We start from the raw sequence: 18,338 nt of genomic DNA, 5'->3' as shown, positions 1-18,338 counted from the left end.
CAGCCTCCTAAAAATAGGGAAAACAAGCCATTACGCTACGCCTGCGGTGAAATTTGCACAACAAGTCGTTAGTCGCGGAGTCGTTCGCGCACAAAAAATCCCAGCCGCTTGGCTGGGATTTTTTTAGGCTAAGCGCAGATGCTTACTTATATCTGCGAGTCTTCAGGCGGTTCGCCGATGGTGCCAGGCATTGCCTGAACATGACCCATCTGCTCACCGGCCAAGGTGAGGAAGTGTAAGTGGCGCTCATACTCAGCCACCAAATCACCAATCACCTGACCACGGGTATAACCGTTAAGGTCTTTATCTTGTCCACCTTCCGCCAGGTACACATCCAAGCGTACATAAAAGTCGTCATCGGCAGGGATGAAGCTGGGCGTGCGCATGCGGTGCGGGCAAACCTGATAGACAAAGCTGGTGGCTTCGCCGAAGTCGACCTGGAGGGTCAGGTTCGGCAGCGCCTCGCCCTCAACGCGCTCTTCCGTCACATTGGCGGTTTGGCCCCGGCTCTCAAGCTCTTGAGCGAACTGGGTCATCGCCGGGCGAATCGCATGCTCGATCGTAGCGGCCGCACCGGCGCGATTAGAAGTATCCAGAGCGCGGTCCAAACGCTCTTTCCAATCGCCACCGGGGGCACTACCGGCAATCATGCGGCGTGCATCGGCCTTGCTGCCTTCCAGTTTCAGGGCTTTATACATACCCACCATGACCGCGAAAATAACCAGCGAGAACGGCAGTGCGGTAATGACCACGGCGCTTTGCAATGCATTCAAGCCACCCGCCATCAGCAGGGCGATAGTGATCAAACCGATCGTCGCCGACCAGAAAATACGCAGTTTCACCGGCGCATCGTGGTTCACATCGCTCAAAATAGAAGTGAAGTTGGCCAGTACCAGCGCACCGGAATCGGCTGAAGTAATAAAGAACACGATACCCAGTACGGTCACGACCGCCGCGGTAAGGCCCACGTAGGGGTAGTATTCAAGCAGTGTGTAAAGCGTGGTTTGCGGCGTATTGAGCGCCTGCTCACCAAGCTCGGCAACGCCTTGGTTGGCCACCAGCTCGATGCCGCTGTTACCAAATACCGACATCCACACCATCATAAAGGCCAGCGGAATAAACAGTGCACCAGCGACGAATTCACGAATGGTACGGCCACGGGAGATACGTGCCAGGAATAGTCCCACGAAAGGCGTCCAGGCAATCCACCAGCCCCAGAAGAAGATCGTCCACCACATCTTCCACTCTTGTGCGCCCTCATCGGCAAAGGCATAAGTGTCGAAGCTAGCGCCTACAAAGCCCGATAGATAATCACCGGCGTTGTTGACCACTTTATCCAGTAACACCAGCGTGTCGCCGGAAAAGAGTACAAACAGCATCAGCGCCAACGCCAGTAGCATGTTGAACTCTGATAAGCGGCGAATGCCTTTCTCAACCCCGGTCACCACGGAAATCGTTGCTAACACGACCACCAGCACAATCAGAATCACCTGCACGGTGAGGGTTTCCGGCACACCGAACATATAGGTGAGGCCGTAGTTAAGCTGCATTACCCCGATGCCAAGGCTGGTAGCAATGCCGAATACGGTGGAGATCACTGCGGTTATGTCCACCGCGTTACCAATCGGGCCGTGGATACGTTTACCGAGGATCGGGTAAAGCGCGCTGCGAATCGCCAGTGGCAAACGGTGACGGTAGCTGAAGTAAGCCAGCGCCATACCCATCAACACGTACAGCCCCCAGCCGGAGAGCCCCCAGTGCAGATAGGTTTGAACGACGGCGTTACGCATCGCTTCCTGGCTTTCCGGGGTTAAATCCGGCGGCGTCAGATAGTGAGCCACCGGCTCGGCAACGCTGAAGAACAGCAGGTCGATGCCGATACCCGCGGCAAACAGCATGGCCGACCAGGAGAGTAGCGAGAACTCAGGCCGAGAGTGATCAGGCCCCAGACGAATACTGCCAAAGCGCGACATACCAATGGCGATGACGAAAACCAGGTAAGCCACAATGGCGAGCATGTAGTACCAGCCAAAGGTTTTGCTCACCCAGGCAAGCCCGGCATCGAAAAAGGCCCCAGCTTGCTCGGTAAACAGCATAGTGAGCACTAAAAAGATAAGTATGCCCGCCACACTGCCGTGGAAAACCACGGGGTTGAGGCGGTCGCGGGAGGGAAGGACGGGATTGTCTTTCGCCATCGAGGTGGACTCCTTTTCGTTGAAGGGTGGATGTAATATTTTATTTTGAATGAACGTTCAAATAAAATACGCGATTAAACCTTCCCCTTCAAGTTAACCTCCCTTTTGTGGGGTGAATAAGCGCGGAGTGAGCGGTGAGAAAAACGCAAAGGCAGACGCAAAAACGCCCGGCAAGCCGGGCGTTAACGCTAACGTTTAAAAAGCGATCAACGCTTATTCACTATCGGCGCTGTCGGCGCTGTCGGCGCTGTCGTCGTTATCGCCGTGGTGGCCGCGCTTGCCGTGCTTATCACGATACTCTTCATGAGCTTCGTGCATGGCACTGCGCAGTGCTTCCTGCTCTTCTTCGGAGAGAATTTCCGCAACGCGCTCTTTATGCTCGTCCCGCAGCGCGTGCATCGCTTCACGATGTTCAGCGTGAGCTTCGTTGAGCTCAGCCTGCTTCTCTTCAGAGATTTCGGCGCGCTGATATATCTCTTGGCGGCGCTCCTCCATGCGTTCTTCCATACGCTCCCGATCAGGGCCTTTACCTTCATGGTCACCGTGGCTATCCGCTTGAGCGGTAAGCGCTAGCGGGGCAATAGCAATAGCCAGCAGGGCCGGGGCAAACAGTTGGCGAATTGACAGTTTCTTAGCATTTGTAAGTTTCATAAGTTCTCTCCTGGTGAGTTGACGATGCCAGTATCGCTAGGAGACGTGCAAACCGTTTGCAGATAGTGTGCAACAATCATGATCTTATTAGCTCGTGGCAGGTCGTAGTCGGTAGGTGAGGGGTCACCTAATCATCAAGGAGCAACTTAATGTCGCGAATCGAATACTTTCGCGTGTTTCAGCCGCGTTATGCGTTTACCACCCTACGCCGTGTTACTGGCCTGGGGGCGCTTGCCTTGCTATTGAATGGCTGTAGCGCTTCCCAACATATTAGCCAGGGCGAGTCTGCTGTTGAGAGTAACCCTTTGCATGACCCCCAGCCTTTTGAGCGCTTAGCCCCAGTTACTTACACACCCGAGGCATGGCCACAGGCGTTAAAGGCGACTGTTTATCTGCCCAATGGATCAACAGATACGCGGCGACCCGCGGCACTAGTGGTGCATGGCGGCGGCTGGCGCAATCGCACACCGCAAGATATGCAGGGCATTGCCGAACAGCTAGCCGGGCAAGGTTATGTGGCGGTGAATATTGAGTATCGTTTTGCACCGGAATACCGCTTTCCCAACCAGCTACACGATTTGCAGCAGGCCATGAGCTGGATTCACGCTAACGCCGATGAGTGGCAGGTGGATACCGATCGCATTGTGGGCGTTGGCTTTTCATCCGGTGCCCACCTAGTAAGTTTGCTGGCGCTAGCGGGCGTAGAAGGGCCGTTGGCTGAGCCTTACGGCGGTGAGCAGAGCCGTCTGGCCGCGGTGCTGGCGGGTGGTCTTCCCAGTGATTTGCTCAAGTTTAAGGATGGGCCGCTGGTGGTTGATTTTATTGGCGGCACCCGCGCAGAAGAGACCGAGACGTACCGGCTAGCGTCGCCTGCCTGGCAAATTACCCCACAGGCACCGCCTTTTTTTCTGTTTCACGGCAAATGGGACAAACTCGTGCCGGTGGATCACGCTACGGACTTCTATCAAGCCCTGCAGGCTAACAATATCGAAAGCGAGCTGTACCTCCAGCGCTGGCGCGGCCACATCACCAGCTTCCTACTGCGTGGCGGCGCTATTGATGCAGGCATCGCGTTTCTTAATCGGCAGGTAAACCCCTAACCTTCCGGCTGATACTTATAGCCGACACCATATACCGAGCGGATGATTTCCAGTTCAGGGAGCGCTTCGTGGATCTTCTTGCGCAGTTTTTTGATGTGGCTGTCCACGGTGCGCTCAGAAACGATGCGGTTATCGCGGTACATGTGATCCATCAACTGTTCGCGGCTGAAGATGCGCCCCGGCGCCTGCATCATGACGCGCAATAACTGAAACTCCACCGCGGTCAGGCCCAGGTCCTGCCCGTGGGCAAGGGCTTGCCAGCCGTCTTCGTTTAACACTACCGGGGCGTTTTGCACTTCACTCGGCGCCTCGGCTGCCGCTTGGCTGCGGCGCAGTACGGCTTTGACTCGAGCGACGACTTCACGAGGGCTAAAAGGCTTGCAGATATAGTCATCGGCGCCTAGCTCCAGTCCCAGCAGGCGGTCGACCTCTTCTACCTTGGCGGTGACCATGATGATCGCTATGGAAGGCCACTGCTGGCGAATTTCCCGGCTTAAGATGAGGCCATCTTTACCCGGCAGCATGATATCGAGCAGCACCAGGGCTGGGGAGTGCTGCTCAAGCCACGGCATCACTTCATCACCGTGACCCAGGGTGGTCACCTCAAAGCCATGAGTGGTTAAGTAGTCCGCCATCAGGCGGGCAATTTTCGGTTCATCCTCAACAACGAGCAAAGAGGCAGCATGAGACATAGCGGTAGACTCGCTTAGCAGTGAACGGGAAAGCATGGCTTAAAACAGTTTTTAAACACGAATTCTGAAAAACATTAATTAGCGGCCAACAAAGGAAAGCGCAGCGTCCAGCGCAGCCCACCTAGCGTGGAGGGAGAGGGCGTCAGCGTTGCACCATGGGCATTGACCAAGGCACTCGCAATAGAGAGCCCTAGACCGCTGCCGCCACTAGCGCGGCTGCGTGATCCTTCCACTCGGTAGAGGCGCTCGGTCAAACGGGCCAGCTCGCCTTCCGGTACCCCCGGCGTACTATCTTCCCAAGTGACTACTGCCTCCCCTTTCTGAGTCGTGAGCGTAACACGCAGCTCTCCCGGCGGCTGGGTGTAGGCGCAGCTGTTGTCCAGCAGGTTGTTCCAAAGTTGGCGCAGGCGCTGAGCATCGCCACGAATCATAATGCCAGGCTCGATCTTTTCCGTCAGCGTTAAACCGCTGTCCACTAACCAGCGATCAGCGTCAGCCAGTCGGCTAGCCAGGCAGTCGCTTAGATCCATCGGCGCCAGTTGTATATCCAGCGCGCCCGCGTCGCTTTGGGAAAGCAGACGTAAATCCGCCACTAAGCGCTCTAGCTGACCCACCTCCTGGGCGAGAGAGCTAAGATTTTCCTGACTCAGGGGTCGAATGCCATCCTGCATGGCTTCGATCTCTCCGCGCAGTACCGCCAGCGGCGTGCGCAGCTCATGGGCCGTATCTGATACCCAGCGGGCGCGGGCATCACGGCTGGCTTCCAGCGTGGCGGCAAGCACATTGAAATCCCGCGCTAGGCGAGAGAGTTCGTCGCGGCCGCGTTCCGGTAGCCGGGTGTGGTAGTCGCCTTCGGTAAGGCGCAATGTGGCGCCGGCCAATGCCCGGGTACGACGCCCCAGCCACCAGGAAAGCCCGCCCGCCAGTAGCAATGAAGCAACGCAGAGTGATATGACGATAAGTACCAGATTACGCTGCTGGCGCTCCAGGAAGCGGCTCTCCATGCGCTCCATCATTTCCCGCGGCGGCCGGAATCCCAGCGACCCGATAGTGGTTTCACCGCTTTGCAGGGTTAGCCAATGCCAGTTGCCCGAGTTTTCGCGCCCGCTGTTCGGCGGCACGATAAAGCGTCCATCTTCCGCGCGCAGGCTAAAGTCACGCGCTTCACCTAGCGGTGAGGGTCGGTCGCGATGCTCCTGGCCCAGTTCAAAACGAACAATAAACGGCCAGCGTTCCGGCGACTGCTCCAGCCACTCCCAGCTCTGCTGGGTTTCCCAGCGTGTGACGAGACCATCGGCCAGCAGCGTGGCGCGGCGCTCCTGAGCTTGGTTGAGATAGTCGAGAAAGCCGCGGTCAATACTGTAGGACACGGCCAGAAACATACTGGCTGAGATGGCCACATTGACGCTTAGGATAATCACAAACAGCTTCAGGCCCAGCCGAGAGGGCCGCCATTGGCGTATCGCGGTGAGCATGGTCATTAATGAGTGCCCTCCTCGTGGCTAGGGGTAGAGGGAAGAGTTTTAGGCTGACGCGGGGCACTAAGCCGTTCGCGAACATTCTCCATGCCCAGGTAGAGGCAGGGCACCAGAATTAACAGAATAGCCGTAGCGAACAGCATGCCAAAACCTAGCGAAATCGCCATCGGAATCATAAAGCGTGCCTGCCGCGAGGTTTCCAAGATCATGGGTGCCAAGCCCAAGAAGGTCGTCAATGTGGTCATCATAATTGGCCGTAAACGGCGGGTAGCCGCTGCCACGATGGCGCCCCGGGCATCCATGCCTTCGCGGCGTTTACGGTTGGCGTAGTCAATCAGCACCAGCGCATCGTTAATCACCACGCCAGAGAGCGCGAGCATGCCCAGCAAGCTGATAATCGAAAGCCCGAAACCCATAACCATATGGCCAGCCACTGCACCGACAATGCCAAAGGGGATCGCGGCCAGCACCAGCAGCGGCTGTAAATAGCTGCGGAACGGAATGGCGAGCAGGGCGTAAAGGGCGGCAATCATTAACCACATGGAGGTCCTGAGCGTGGCCAAGTTGTCGGCGGTGTCCTGCTGACGACCGCCCATGCTGACCTCAAGCCCTGGCCAGGTTGCTTCAAGGTTGGGGAACACCTCTTCCTGCAACGTTGCCAGCACCTGGTTAATGGCCAGATCGCTTTCCGAGTCGGCGGTCACGGTAATAATCCGTCGCCCGTTAATGCGCTCAAGACTGCTAGAGGCCTGACTGATGGTGATGTCGGCTACCCGTGAAAGTGGCACGCTGAGGCCGTCAGGCGTGCGCACCGGCATGCGGTAGAGCTCATTCAGGCTGTCGCGGTTGTCGTTGGGCAGACGAACCTCAACGCTGATTTCGCTGCGCCCGACGTACTGTTCAAGTGCCGTGGCGCCCTGAAGAGGTCCGCGTAGTGCTTCGGCTAAATTGCTGCCTGTAAGCCCCAACGCTCGGCCTTCGGCAGAAAGGCGCATCTCTAACTGCGGTTTACCGTCGCCCAGGCCGCTGTCGATATCGGTGAGTCCATAGCCGCCCAATGTTTCCGCCAAGCGTTCGGCGGCGGCTTCCAGTACCTGCGTGTCCGGGTGGGAAAGGCGAAGGCTGAGCGCCGCGCCGCTGCCGGGGCCGCCGACATCAGCCTCAAAACGCACTGACTGAGCGCCGAGTAAATCGCCGGTTAGGTCGCGCCACTCCCGGGCGATGCGCGACGGTGGCCAAGCCTCTAAACTCTCGCTGGCAATATCCAAACGCACTTCCAGGCTTTCGCCGTCCAGGCGGCTGCGTGAGCTACTAAAGCTGAGGGTTTCTTCGCGCTCGCTGAGGACATCGGCGGCGTCGAGCAGTTGCTGGCTAAGCTCACGGCTAACGCTGATATTGCTGCCAATGGGCAGCGTTACCGTTGCCTGCACCTGATCCGATTCGACCCGTGGCATCAGGGAAAAACCCAAACGCCCGCTCATTGCCCAGGAGAGGGCGATCAGCAGAATGGCGATGCCCAGCGAAATACTCAGCAGTCGTTGGTTCAACGCGCGCTGCAGAAACGGCTCGAATTGACGATAGGTGAAGTGGTGCAAGCCGCCCTGCAGGCGCTGGCGAAGTGATTCAAGCGGACGCTGCCACGCCGGCGTTTGGCGCGGTTTGCGGCTATGCGCTAAGTGGGCGGGCAGTATGACGAGCGCTTCCAGCCAGGAGATCAGAAAGACGGTCACCACCACCACCGGCACCGTGGCAAAAATCAGTCCTAAAAAGCCGGGTAAAAACAGCAGCGGCAGGAAGGCGACGATATTGGACAGAATGGCAAACGTGAGCGGCGTGGCGATCTCGCTGGCGCCTTTCACCGCTGCATCGCGCAGCGAGTAACCCTCTTCCCGATAGCTGTAGATATTTTCGCCAACGATAATGGCGTCATCCACCACGATCCCCAGGGCGATAATAAAGGCGAACATCGACATCATGTTGAGCGAGACGCCGATCCAGGGCAGAAACAGCATGGCGCCCAGAAACGCCGTCGGAATACCCAGGGTGACCCAGAAGGCTAGCCGTGCTTCTAGAAACAGCGCCATGAGTACCAACACCAGCGCTAAGCCCATCCAGGCATTTTTTAACAGTAGGCTAAGGCGGTCTTCGTAAATTTCCGAGCTGTCGCGGGAAATAGCCAGGCTAACGCCTTCCGGCATGCCTGCACGCAGGCGTTCAAGTTCACCGTTGACCGCTTCTGAAATACTGGTTGGGGTTTGATCGCCGATTTGGTACACATCGACGGAGAGACCGGGCTGACCGTTATAGAACTCCTCGCGATCGGTCTCGGCAAAACCGTCACTGACCCTGGCGATCTCACCGAGTACAATCGGAGCGCCCTGGGTGCTAGTGAGTATCGGCAGCTCTGCAAAGGCTTCGGCGCTATTGCGCCGCCCTTGATAGCGAATTAGCCACTCGCCTTCGGCTGTCGTTAGCTGACCACTGGCAAGGTCGAGCGCCTCTTCGGCGATGCGGCTAGCCAGCTCCTGATGGTCGAGACCGAAGCGCTCGATGGCCTCTTCGTCCAGGTGGACTTGAATCTCCCGCTCGCGGTTGCCGGAAAGCTCAGCGCGGGAAATGCCCGAGGTGGCTTGCAGCTCGCCGCGCACATCTTCAGCCGCGTCGTGGAGTGCCTCTAGGCCGACCTGGCCATAAACCTGCAGGCTGAGCACACTGCGAGAGCGTCCCGCCAGGGTGAAACGCGGTGGGTCGGCGGCGCTGGGCAGTGTGGTGATAGCGTTCACTGCCTGCTGAATATCCTGATAGGCGCGCATGACATCAATGCCGTCAATCAGCGTGGCGCTGACGTTGGCGCTGCCTTCGCTGGCCGTCGCGGTCAGCTCGTCGATGCCCTCTACATCGGCAATCGCGGCTTCCACCGGTAGCAGCAGGCTCTGTTCAACGTCTTCTGGCGTCGCGCCAGGATAGCTAATCGTGACTTGCACGACTTCGATGTCAAATTCAGGGAATACTTCCTTTTTAATCGCTAGCGACGCCATTAGGCCGCCGACGATAAACAGCACCATCAATAAGTTGGGGGCTACCCCGTGATCCACCATCCATGCCAATGGGCCGCGTGGTACCTTCATGATTCGTCTCCCGGTTCATCTCCCGCTTGGGCCGGGGTGTCGTTGGGCCGACGAATGCGCACTAGCTGGCCTTCTCGAGGTTGGGCCAAGCCCGCGGTGACGACTTGCTGGCCGGTTTCCAGACCGCTACGAATCAAGGCGTCATCTTCCCCGCGATAAGCCAGCATGACCGGCGTTCGGCGCAGGCGACTTTCCTCATCGACTCGCCACGTTATGTCACCCGGGCGAAGCGCGGCAGAGGGTAGTGATATGAGCTGCTCTTGAATAGCGGGTTGAAAGGACGCACGTAGCACGTCGCCCAGACGCAGAGCCGGGCCGTCGCTCTCTAGCGCCAGAGGGTCGTTTACTGCGATGAGTAGCTGTGCCTGCAGGCCATTCTCTTCCAGGCTGGGCAACATCGACACCAGCGTGCCTTCACGTGTGGCGCCTTCGGGCCAGCCGCGGCTGGTTAACGTCACGCTGCTGCCCGCTTCCAGCCACTGCATCCACTCACCGGGTAGTGAGGCACGCACCCAAAACTGCTCGACGCCCACCAGATGCAATACCTCGGTCCCTTGGCTGAGCAGGCTACCGGCACCGACCAAGCGCTCCTGCACCATGGCCCGCCAGGGAGCGGTGAGGGTTGCGCGTTCAACATTCAGTGCTGCCTGATCGCGCGCCACGCGTGCCTGGGTGAGTTCGGCTTGTGCTTGGCGCAGCTGTGGTTCACGCAGTACCAGCGAACGTCGCTCAGCAGAAAGCTGACGCCCAAAGGATTCGTATTCACTGCGGGCGCGCTGCTGCTCTGCTTGTTCTAAAGCAAGTAACGCTTGCGCATTGGCCAACTGCGCTTCGGCATCTTCCAGGCTTAATGCTAGGTCGGCTTGATCAATAAACGCCACGGCGGCATTCTGTTCAACGACTTGGCCAGGCACCACGCCATCGGCAAAACGCTCCAATTGCCCCGCCACACGGCTGGCTAACATCGCCTCCTGCTCTGCTTCAACGCGCCCAAAGCCGTAAAGATTAGGTGCCTGAACACTCGCGTTTACCGTGACGACATCTACCATAGTAGGTAGAGGCTCCGGCGGAGGGGTTCGCTCAATACGGGGCGGTTGGGTAATAATCCACCAGGCGATCGACAGGGTGCCCACAAGAATCAATAATGCCACCACAGCGCCTATACGAATGCGGCCTCGTTGGTAAGACGATTGTGGGGAAGAGAGGGAGCGTTTTGGTGTCATTACCGCGCGTCATCCGTTGGCTAGGGCGAAAATTCCAGAAAAATAAGCGTATGATGCTAGCATCACGCATTGTTAAGCAGCGATTAGTCAAACAATGTGCAAATAACATGTAATTAACATTTACTTGGCACTCAATCCTTTGGCTTTTACTTACTTGGCTTTCACTCATTTGATAGTAATAGACTGACTGGTCTACTTTAAGTATATGAAAAACAATGTAACCCGCGACAAATTAATTGATAGTGGCGCCCAGCTGATTAGTCAGCAAGGCTACAACGCGACGGGTATTAATGCCGTTTTAAAGGCCTGCGGTGTACCCAAAGGTTCCTTCTATCACTACTTCTCCAGCAAAGAGGATTTCGGGCTGGCGGTGATTGAGCGCTTTGCGGCTGCTTATGACGAAACGCTGGTGGCACTACTGGAAGATAGTGAGACGCCGCCACTTGAGCGCCTGAAACGGTACTTCGCGTCAGGCCGTGACCATATGCACGAGTGCGATCATGCCACGGGCTGCTTGATTGGCAACCTTGGCCAAGAGCTTTCGGGCCAGAGCGACACCTTCCGCGATGCGCTAAATCTTGTGTTTCAGCGCTGGGAACAGCGCTTCGTGCGCTGCCTGCAGGATGCTCAGGCGCGGGGTGATATTGCCAGCCACACCGCACCCGAGGCGCTCGCCAGCTTTATTCTCACCGGTTGGGAAGGGGCCATTCTGCGTGCCAAAACGCTTAAATCCGTCGAGCCGATGGAGCAGTTTGAAACGATCCTGTTCCAGCAAGTACTGGTACGCCCATCACCATAGCCAGCGATGGGCGTGACGTTGAACGCGTATTAAAAGCCTTCCAAGACCAGCTTGCCAATCGTGCGGTTGCTCTCAATCAGGGCGTGAGCGTGCTTTAAGTTTTCGGCGTTAATCGGGCCCAACACCTCGCCTAAAGTCGTTTTTAATCGTCCGTCATCGACCATTGCCGCTACTTCGCTGAGCAGGTCATGCTGCTTGGCGAGATCGTCCGTGGCGAACAGCGGGCGGGTAAACATCAGTTCCCAATGCAGCGACAGGCTTTTCATTTTGAGCTTACGTACATCGATTAGCTCAGGGTCATCAATAAGCGCCAGTTTTCCCTGGGGCTTGAGGGCTTCAATAATGGCCTCAAAGTGATGATCGGTCTGGTTAAGGCTAATTACCATATCCACGCCGTCAAAGCCCGCTGCTTTAAGCTCTTGATCAAGCGGCTGGTGATGATTAATCACGGCATCAGCGCCGAGCGACTTCACCCAGGCTTGGCTTTCGGGCCGAGACGCCGTACCAATCACGGTAATATCGGTGAGTTGTTTAGCAAGTTGCACCAGGATCGAGCCAACGCCTCCCGCGGCGCCAATCACCAATAGGCTTTTGCCTTGGGTATCACGCATGCCCAGCTCTAGCCGGTCAAACAGCAGTTCCCAAGCGGTAATGGCGGTTAGTGGAAGCGCAGCGGCTTCAGTGTCAGAAAGGCTTTTCGGCGCTAGGCTGGCGATGCGCTCATCGACCAGTTGAAACTCAGCGTTAGAGCCCTGGCGGGCAATATTGCCCGCGTACCACACCCGGTCACCCGGCTGAAAACGGGTAACGGCGCTACCAACGGCGTCCACAATGCCCACCGCATCATATCCAAGTACGCGCGGCTCGCCGGTTTGCGGTAGGGCACTATTGCGCACTTTGGCATCAACAGGGTTTACGGAAATCGCGCTGACTGCAACGCGAATGTCGTGGGCGTCAGGCGTGGGTAAGGGGAGCTCAATGGCTTGCAGCGCATCAGGATGGTCGATGGGCAGGCTTTGAGTAAAGGCGAACGCTTTCATAGTAGTTCTCTCGTTAACGATAAGTGGCACTATCATGCCCGGATGTTGTTTTATTAAAAAGAACTCTGCTGCGTAATATCAGCGCAGGCTGAATTGATTCGTCATGACATAAGTCAGGAGCTCACCATGTTTGAAGGGTTTGAAAAACAGACACGTCACGTTAACGGTGTCGACATTACGTTTCGAATGGGCGGCAGCGGCCCGGCACTTCTTCTGCTCCACGGCCACCCACAGACCCACGTGATTTGGCACAAAGTGGCAGAAAAGCTTGCCCAGCATTTCACTGTTATCGCAGCCGACCTGCGCGGTTACGGCGACAGCAGTAAACCCGACGACGATCCTGAGCACCTAAATTACGCCAAGCGCGCCATGGCTGCCGATATGGCAGAGCTAATGAGCGCGCTGGGCTTTGAACGTTTTAAAGTGCTGGCCCATGATCGTGGGGCTCGAGTCGCCCACCGTTTAGGCGTGGACCACGCTGAGCGAGTTGAGCGTATGGTGCTTCTCGATATCGCGCCAACGCTTTCCATGTATCGCGGCACTAATGAGGCCTTTGCGCGCAGCTACTGGCATTGGTTCTTCCTGATTCGCCCTCAGCCGCTGCCGGAAATGCTAATCCAGAGCGACCCCGCCCAGTATCTGAAAAGCGTGATGGGCGCACGCAGCGCGGGCATGGCGCCTTTTGCCCCGGAAGCGCTGGCGGAGTATGAGCGCTGCTTGTCTCTTCCTGGCACCGCCACCAGTATTTGTGGCGACTACCGCGCCAGTGCCTCCATCGATTTGGAGCATGATCAGGCCGATATCGACGCGGGCATTAAGCTCACCTGTCCGATAAATGTGATGTGGGGCGCTGAAGGCGCCATTGAAGCTTGCTTCGATGCACTCAGTGAATGGCAAAAAGTCGCCACCGATGTAAAAGGCAAAACACTCCCTTGCGGCCACTATATAGCTGAAGAGATTCCCGAAATACTGCTGGATGAAGCGTTGCCGTTTCTTCTCGACGCTGGATAGGCGATTCGGGAGGCGACTGACCAAGACGAAGCGGGCAAAAAACTGGATAATGGGCCGCAATTCGCCTACTGCCAACTGTTAGGCACACTCATTGCTCCGGATGCCCGCTCATGGAAATCAAAGTTAACTATCTCGACAACCTCCGTCTGGAGGCCAAGTTCGACGATTTTACGGTTATCTCCGACCAGCCGATTCGCTACAAAGGCGACGGCTCGGCACCAGGTCCGTTCGACTACTTCCTGGCGTCGTCGGCCATGTGTGCCGCCTACTTCGTCAAGGTGTACTGCAACGCGCGCAATATTCCCACCGAGAACATTCGCCTGTCGCAAAACAACATCGTCGACCCGGAAAATCGCTACAAGCAGATTTTCAAAATCCAGGTTGAGATGCCGGAAGATATCTCGGAAAAAGATCGCGAAGGCATTTTGCGCTCCATCGACCGCTGCACGGTGAAGAAGGTCATTCAGACCGGCCCCGAGTTCCAGATCGAAGTGGTCGAAAATATCGACGAAGACGCTCAGGCGCTGCTGATGGGCGCGCCGGAAGGGGGCAGCACCTACATCGAAGGTAAAGACCTGCCGCTGGAGCAGACCATCGCCAATATGAGCGGCATTTTGGCGGACCTGGGTATGAAGATCGAGATCGCCTCCTGGCGCAATATCGTGCCCCACGTGTGGTCGCTGCATATCCGCGATGCGGCGTCCCCCATGTGCTTTACCAATGGCAAAGGCGCGACCAAAGAGAGCGCGCTCTGCTCGGCGCTGGGCGAGTTTATCGAGCGCCTGAGCTGCAACTTCTTCTATAATGACCAGTTTTTGGGTGAAGAGATCGCCAACAGTGCATTCGTTCACTACCCCAATGAGAAGTGGTTCAAACCGGGCCCGAACGACGAGCTGCCCGCAGAAATTCTCGACCAGCACTGCCTGGATATCTACAACCCGGAAGGCGAGTTGTGCGGTTCGCACCTGATCGATACCAACTCTGGCCGTGAAGACCGGGGTATTGTGTCGCTGCCGTTTACGCGCCAAAGCGATGGCGAAACGGTCTACTTCCCCTCCAACCTGATCGAAAACCTGTTCCTCAGCAACGGCATGAGCGCGGGCAATACCCTGGTGGAAGCCCAGGTGCAATGCCTCTCGGAGATTTTCGAGCGGGCGGTGAAGCGGGAGATACTCGAACAGGAATTGACGCTACCCGACGTGCCGCAAGAGGTGCTGGCCAAGTACCCCAGCATCGTGGAGGGCATTAATGCCCTGGAAGCTCAAGGCTTCCCGGTGCTGATCAAAGATGCCTCCATGGGCGGGCAGTTCCCGGTGATGTGCGTCACGCTGATGAACCCACGCACCGGCGGCGTGTTTGCCTCCTTTGGTGCTCACCCAAGCTTTGAAGTGGCGCTGGAGCGCAGCCTGACCGAGCTGCTTCAGGGCCGCAGCTTCGAAGGCTTGAACGACCTGCCGCTGCCGACCTTCAATTCGCAAACGGTGTCCGAGCCCAACAACTTCGTCGAGCACTTTATCGACTCGGTGGGCGTGGTCTCCTGGCGCTTCTTCAGCGCCAAGCCCGACTTCGAGTTCAGCGAGTGGGACTTCTCTGGCAGCAATGATGAAGAAGCCGAGACGCTGTTCGGCATTTTTGAAGAGTTGGGTGCGGAAGTGTATATGGCGGTACACGAGGACCTGGGTGCGCCGGTCTGCCGCATTCTGGTGCCGGGTTACTCGGAGGTATACCCGATTGAAGATCTGATCTGGGATAACACTAATAAGGCTTTGGATTACCGCGAAGATATTCTCAACCTGCACCGCCTAAACGACGATCAGCTCACTGATCTGGTCGAGCGGCTGGAAGAGAGCCAGATGGATGACCATGCTGACATTATTACCCTGATCGGCATTGAGTTTGACGAGAACACCGTCTGGGGCCAACTGACGATCCTGGAACTGAAACTGTTGGTCTACCTAGCGCTGCAGCGTCATGAGGAAGCGCTGGACTGCGTGCAGATGTTCCTGCAGTACAATGACAACACCGTCGAGCGAGGCCTGTTCTATCAGGCGATTAACGCGGTGTTGGAAATCGCCCTGGACGACGAGCTGGAACTGGACGACTACCTGCCTAACTTCCAGCGTATGTTTGGCGAGGCGACCATGGCCGCGGTGGTGGGCTCGGTGGAAGGCAATGTGCGCTTCCACGGCCTAACGCAGACGAACAAGCAACTAGAGGGCTTGGAGCGCCACCAGCGCTTAACCGAGAGCTATAAAAAGCTACACGCGGCACGGGCGGCAAAAGCGGGAATTTAAGCATCAGCCACAGGCAGTGATTGTGAACCTCTCTGCTGGTGCGGCGGTACCAGCAGGGTAGGTTTAGGGCACGTGAAACGGTAGTTAAGGACTTCCCATGAAACACCGAATTATCTTCGCCATTCTCATGTCGTTTACGCTATCGCTGATTATGTCCGCCTGGGTGACCTACGTGAATATTGGCACACACCCTGGCTTTGTGGGCATTTGGATGCATGCATGGCTGTTGGCGTGGCCAGCCGCAGGGATCATCGCGTTTATCAGCGGACCCTTTATTCATAGATTAGCCCATCGTATTGCCGAAAAGATCTAACGAACCAATGGTTAGTCGCTTGCAAAGAGTGCTTACAAAGAGCGCTTGCTAAGAACTATGCCTAGCTTGACGTAACGCTCAGCGCGGTGACGGTCACTAGGATCAGTCCCATGCCGATTATCTGAATAATGCTCAGGCTTTCATTTAAAACGGCAACGCCAAATAGGGTGGCCGTGATGGGTTCGACCATGGCCACCATGGAGGCGAGCGCAGGCGTTGTGCGTTTGATCCCCGCGATATAAAGCACAAAAGACACGCCTGCGCCTAAGAGGCCGAGTGTTACAAATAGAGGCCAATCCGATGAGCCCAGGACGCTCACAATCTGCCCTGTATCGCTTGGCACAACGAGCATGATGGCCAGTACCGCGAAGGCGATCGTCAGTATTGCCTGGGGGCTGCCATGGGGTGCAGCGTATTTAAAGCCAAAAATGAAGGCCGCATAAGAGAGCCCGGCAAGCAGCCCGGTAGCTACGCCCATCAACGAGAGGCCGCTAGCACTAATGGCATACAGTTTGGTTAACAGCACCACACCCACCATTACCAGCACGATGGCTAGCCACTTGGCAGCGGTGGGGCGCTCAAGCTTAAGGGCAAAGGAGATCAGATAAACAAATACTGGGGCGCAGTACATCAAGGTAGCCGCGACCGCCACGCTGCCATGATCAATACTGATGAAATAGAAAGTGAAGTTGCCCGCTACGCCAAGGCCCGCCACCACCGACCAGAACCACAGCTGTCGACTAGCTAAGCCGCTATGGCTGCGTTGCAGTAGAAGCCACGCCAGCGCGCAGAGAAGCCCTACAAAACCACGATAAAAAGAGACGACAGAGGCATCCCAGCCGCCGTCTAAAAGAATGCCTGCGATTCCCCCTGAAATACCCCAGAAGAAGGCCGCGAGCGCGATCAACATACTGCTGGCACCTGCCATATTTCACCTTTCGTCCTTGAGCGTTAACACCTAGGAGTAATAGGTGTTTGCACGCATTCCCTTTGCTTAATGATGCTCTTGGTCTGCTACCTGCAAACCCTAATCTTGCCACCTAAAAGTAGACGCTGATCCCGATATGCGAAAGCGCTCCAGGTGGCCTATGGCGTTAACCAAAGAACCAGTAGCGAATAGAACGCTGAGAGCACTCTTACGATGAAGCGCTGGAACCCTTAATTTGTCTATAGAGATGCGAAAACGGCATGGCGGTCAGCCCGTGCACCAAGATGGACGACACTACCAGCAAGCTCACCACGGGCCAGAGTTCAGCAACATCGGTTTTATGATGGGCCAATGCCGCGTAGTAAAGCGCGGCGACCCCAATCGGCCCAAACCAGCCAGTGAAACTGCCATCCAGCTTGCTGGGAAGATCTTTAATATGGCCACCTACTAATAACAGAATGGGTAAGCGGCGCAGGAAAAGCACACCAATCACCAGCAGCAGGGCTGGCCACCCCAAGGAGAGCCACGCTTGCCAGGGGATCATTAAACCGAGCAAGACGAAAATCGGAGAGGTGAAAAAGCGGTCCACGCCTTCTACCACTCTTTCTTCCTCCTGCTTTTCTGAGGCGTTAGCTTGTTGATCAAATGCTAACCCTGCTACGAACACAGCGAGAATTCCGTTACTGCCCGCTAGCTTCACCGCGGCGAGAGTAGTGAGCGCGAGCGCTGTGGTTACCATTAGCATCGAGGGCTGGTCGATGGTGTTTTTTTCTTCAGCTTTGCGCATGGCAAAGCCGACCGAATAACCGACCATCGTTCCTAACACCAGTGCGACTAAAATATCGCCTCCCAGCACCTCCAATATATTGGTGGTGATCGATTGATCCGCGGGTAGCGTCAGCAAAAACACAGCAAACATGACAAAGATAAACGTCAGCCCATCGTTGGCGCCCGATTCACTCGAAATAATGTGGCGTAGATAAGCGGGCAGGTTCTCTTTAGCAACGGGCCCGGTCACCACGGTAGAGGCAACCACCGGGTCTGTGGGGGTAACCACAGCACCGATGAGTAACGCCGCTCCTAATGGCAGACCAAGCGCCCAACCGGTTATAACACTGCTGCATAGCCACATTACCGGCATACCCACCAGCAATAACACGCAGAGCGATCGCCAATGGTTAAAAATATAGGATTTGGGGAGCCGCAGCGCGATACCCATCAAACCAATGGCGACGGCTAAGCGGGCCACTTGTTCTAAAATGGCCATTTCGTTACCCCACTGCGCTGGATCAAGAAGCCCAAATCCGGTAGGCCCCAACACCACCCCGACCAGCAACAAACTGACGGAGTCGGGCAAGCCGACGCGCTTCAGCGGTGTTGATAATAGCCCTAGCAATAAGGCGCTAGCTGCAACGACTAATAATCCAATATTAAATTCGTGCATATTCTTATACTGCCACCAGGTTTAGGTCGTGTTTGGGCTGAG

14 protein-coding genes are annotated in these 18,338 nt (G+C 56.4%); 5 read left to right on the top strand and 9 right to left on the bottom strand.

The window, feature by feature from the left end; translation table 11 throughout:
* Positions 1 to 146: 146 nt before the first annotated feature.
* On the bottom strand, positions 147 to 2,195 hold the full coding sequence (betT, locus tag CXF87_RS16975; RefSeq protein WP_101147479.1) for a choline BCCT transporter BetT: 2,049 nt from the start codon (positions 2,193 to 2,195) through the stop codon (positions 147 to 149).
* 213 nt (positions 2,196 to 2,408) lie between these two features.
* Complete coding sequence (locus CXF87_RS16970) at positions 2,409 to 2,846, bottom strand: hypothetical protein (protein WP_101147478.1); 438 nt, start codon at positions 2,844 to 2,846, stop codon at positions 2,409 to 2,411.
* 149 nt (positions 2,847 to 2,995) lie between these two features.
* Between CXF87_RS16970 and CXF87_RS16965 the strand changes: the two genes are divergently transcribed.
* Positions 2,996 to 3,946, top strand: coding sequence for an alpha/beta hydrolase (locus tag CXF87_RS16965; protein ID WP_101147477.1), 951 nt, complete (start codon positions 2,996 to 2,998; stop codon positions 3,944 to 3,946).
* Here the strand turns inward: CXF87_RS16965 and CXF87_RS16960 are convergent.
* The 4 genes from CXF87_RS16960 to CXF87_RS16945 all read right to left on the bottom strand — a co-directional run bounded on the left by CXF87_RS16960 (position 3,943) and on the right by CXF87_RS16945 (position 10,467).
* Positions 3,943 to 4,638: a response regulator gene (locus CXF87_RS16960; RefSeq protein WP_101147476.1), complete on the bottom strand. Its 696-nt coding sequence runs from the start codon at positions 4,636 to 4,638 to the stop codon at positions 3,943 to 3,945. The genes CXF87_RS16965 and CXF87_RS16960 overlap by 4 nt on opposite strands.
* 74 nt (positions 4,639 to 4,712) lie before the next feature.
* Complete coding sequence (locus CXF87_RS16955; RefSeq protein WP_101147475.1) at positions 4,713 to 6,119, bottom strand: ATP-binding protein; 1,407 nt, start codon at positions 6,117 to 6,119, stop codon at positions 4,713 to 4,715.
* Entirely contained in the window at positions 6,119 to 9,244 is a 3,126-nt protein-coding gene (locus CXF87_RS16950; RefSeq protein WP_101147474.1) for an efflux RND transporter permease subunit, read from the bottom strand. Before CXF87_RS16950 ends, CXF87_RS16955 begins: the two co-directional genes overlap by 1 nt.
* Positions 9,241 to 10,467 carry an efflux RND transporter periplasmic adaptor subunit gene (locus CXF87_RS16945; protein WP_101147473.1) on the bottom strand — a complete coding sequence of 409 codons (1,227 nt, stop codon included), beginning with the start codon at positions 10,465 to 10,467 and terminating at the stop codon, positions 9,241 to 9,243. Before CXF87_RS16945 ends, CXF87_RS16950 begins: the two co-directional genes overlap by 4 nt.
* 205 nt (positions 10,468 to 10,672) lie before the next feature.
* Here CXF87_RS16945 and CXF87_RS16940 point away from each other — a divergent pair, with 205 nt between their 5' ends.
* Positions 10,673 to 11,266, top strand: a complete 594-nt coding sequence (locus tag CXF87_RS16940) for a TetR/AcrR family transcriptional regulator (protein ID WP_101147472.1) — start codon at positions 10,673 to 10,675, stop codon at positions 11,264 to 11,266.
* A 29-nt stretch (positions 11,267 to 11,295) separates the two neighbouring features.
* Here the strand turns inward: CXF87_RS16940 and CXF87_RS16935 are convergent, their stop codons facing one another.
* The gene (locus tag CXF87_RS16935; RefSeq protein ID WP_101147471.1) at positions 11,296 to 12,306 is read right to left on the bottom strand and encodes a zinc-binding alcohol dehydrogenase family protein; all 1,011 of its coding nucleotides are present in this window, start codon (positions 12,304 to 12,306) and stop codon (positions 11,296 to 11,298) included.
* A gap of 126 nt (positions 12,307 to 12,432) precedes the next feature.
* Here CXF87_RS16935 and CXF87_RS16930 point away from each other — a divergent pair, with 126 nt between their 5' ends.
* The 3 genes from CXF87_RS16930 (at position 12,433) to CXF87_RS16920 (ending at position 15,924) form a co-directional block, all read left to right on the top strand.
* The gene (locus CXF87_RS16930; protein WP_101147470.1) at positions 12,433 to 13,317 is read left to right on the top strand and encodes an alpha/beta fold hydrolase; all 885 of its coding nucleotides are present in this window, start codon (positions 12,433 to 12,435) and stop codon (positions 13,315 to 13,317) included.
* A 110-nt stretch (positions 13,318 to 13,427) separates the two neighbouring features.
* Positions 13,428 to 15,611 (top strand): OsmC domain/YcaO domain-containing protein, encoded by a 2,184-nt coding sequence (locus CXF87_RS16925; RefSeq protein ID WP_101147469.1) that lies wholly within the window; start codon positions 13,428 to 13,430, stop codon positions 15,609 to 15,611.
* 97 nt (positions 15,612 to 15,708) lie between these two features.
* On the top strand, positions 15,709 to 15,924 hold the full coding sequence (locus CXF87_RS16920) for a DUF2798 domain-containing protein (protein ID WP_101147468.1): 216 nt from the start codon (positions 15,709 to 15,711) through the stop codon (positions 15,922 to 15,924).
* A 61-nt stretch (positions 15,925 to 15,985) separates the two neighbouring features.
* Here CXF87_RS16920 and CXF87_RS16915 read toward each other — a convergent pair whose 3' ends face one another.
* Together CXF87_RS16915 and CXF87_RS16910 are read right to left on the bottom strand one after the other, a co-directional pair.
* Positions 15,986 to 16,852: a DMT family transporter gene (locus tag CXF87_RS16915; RefSeq protein WP_101147467.1), complete on the bottom strand. Its 867-nt coding sequence runs from the start codon at positions 16,850 to 16,852 to the stop codon at positions 15,986 to 15,988.
* A 208-nt stretch (positions 16,853 to 17,060) separates the two neighbouring features.
* A complete protein-coding gene (locus CXF87_RS16910) occupies positions 17,061 to 18,296 on the bottom strand; it encodes a cation:proton antiporter domain-containing protein (protein WP_101147466.1) in 1,236 nt (411 codons plus the stop codon).
* Positions 18,297 to 18,338 lie beyond the last annotated feature (42 nt).

The sequence above is a fragment of the Halomonas sp. MES3-P3E genome (assembly GCF_002836035.1).
GTDB lineage: Bacteria > Pseudomonadota > Gammaproteobacteria > Pseudomonadales > Halomonadaceae > Vreelandella > Vreelandella arctica.
This window is presented reverse-complemented; position numbering and strand designations above follow the sequence as displayed.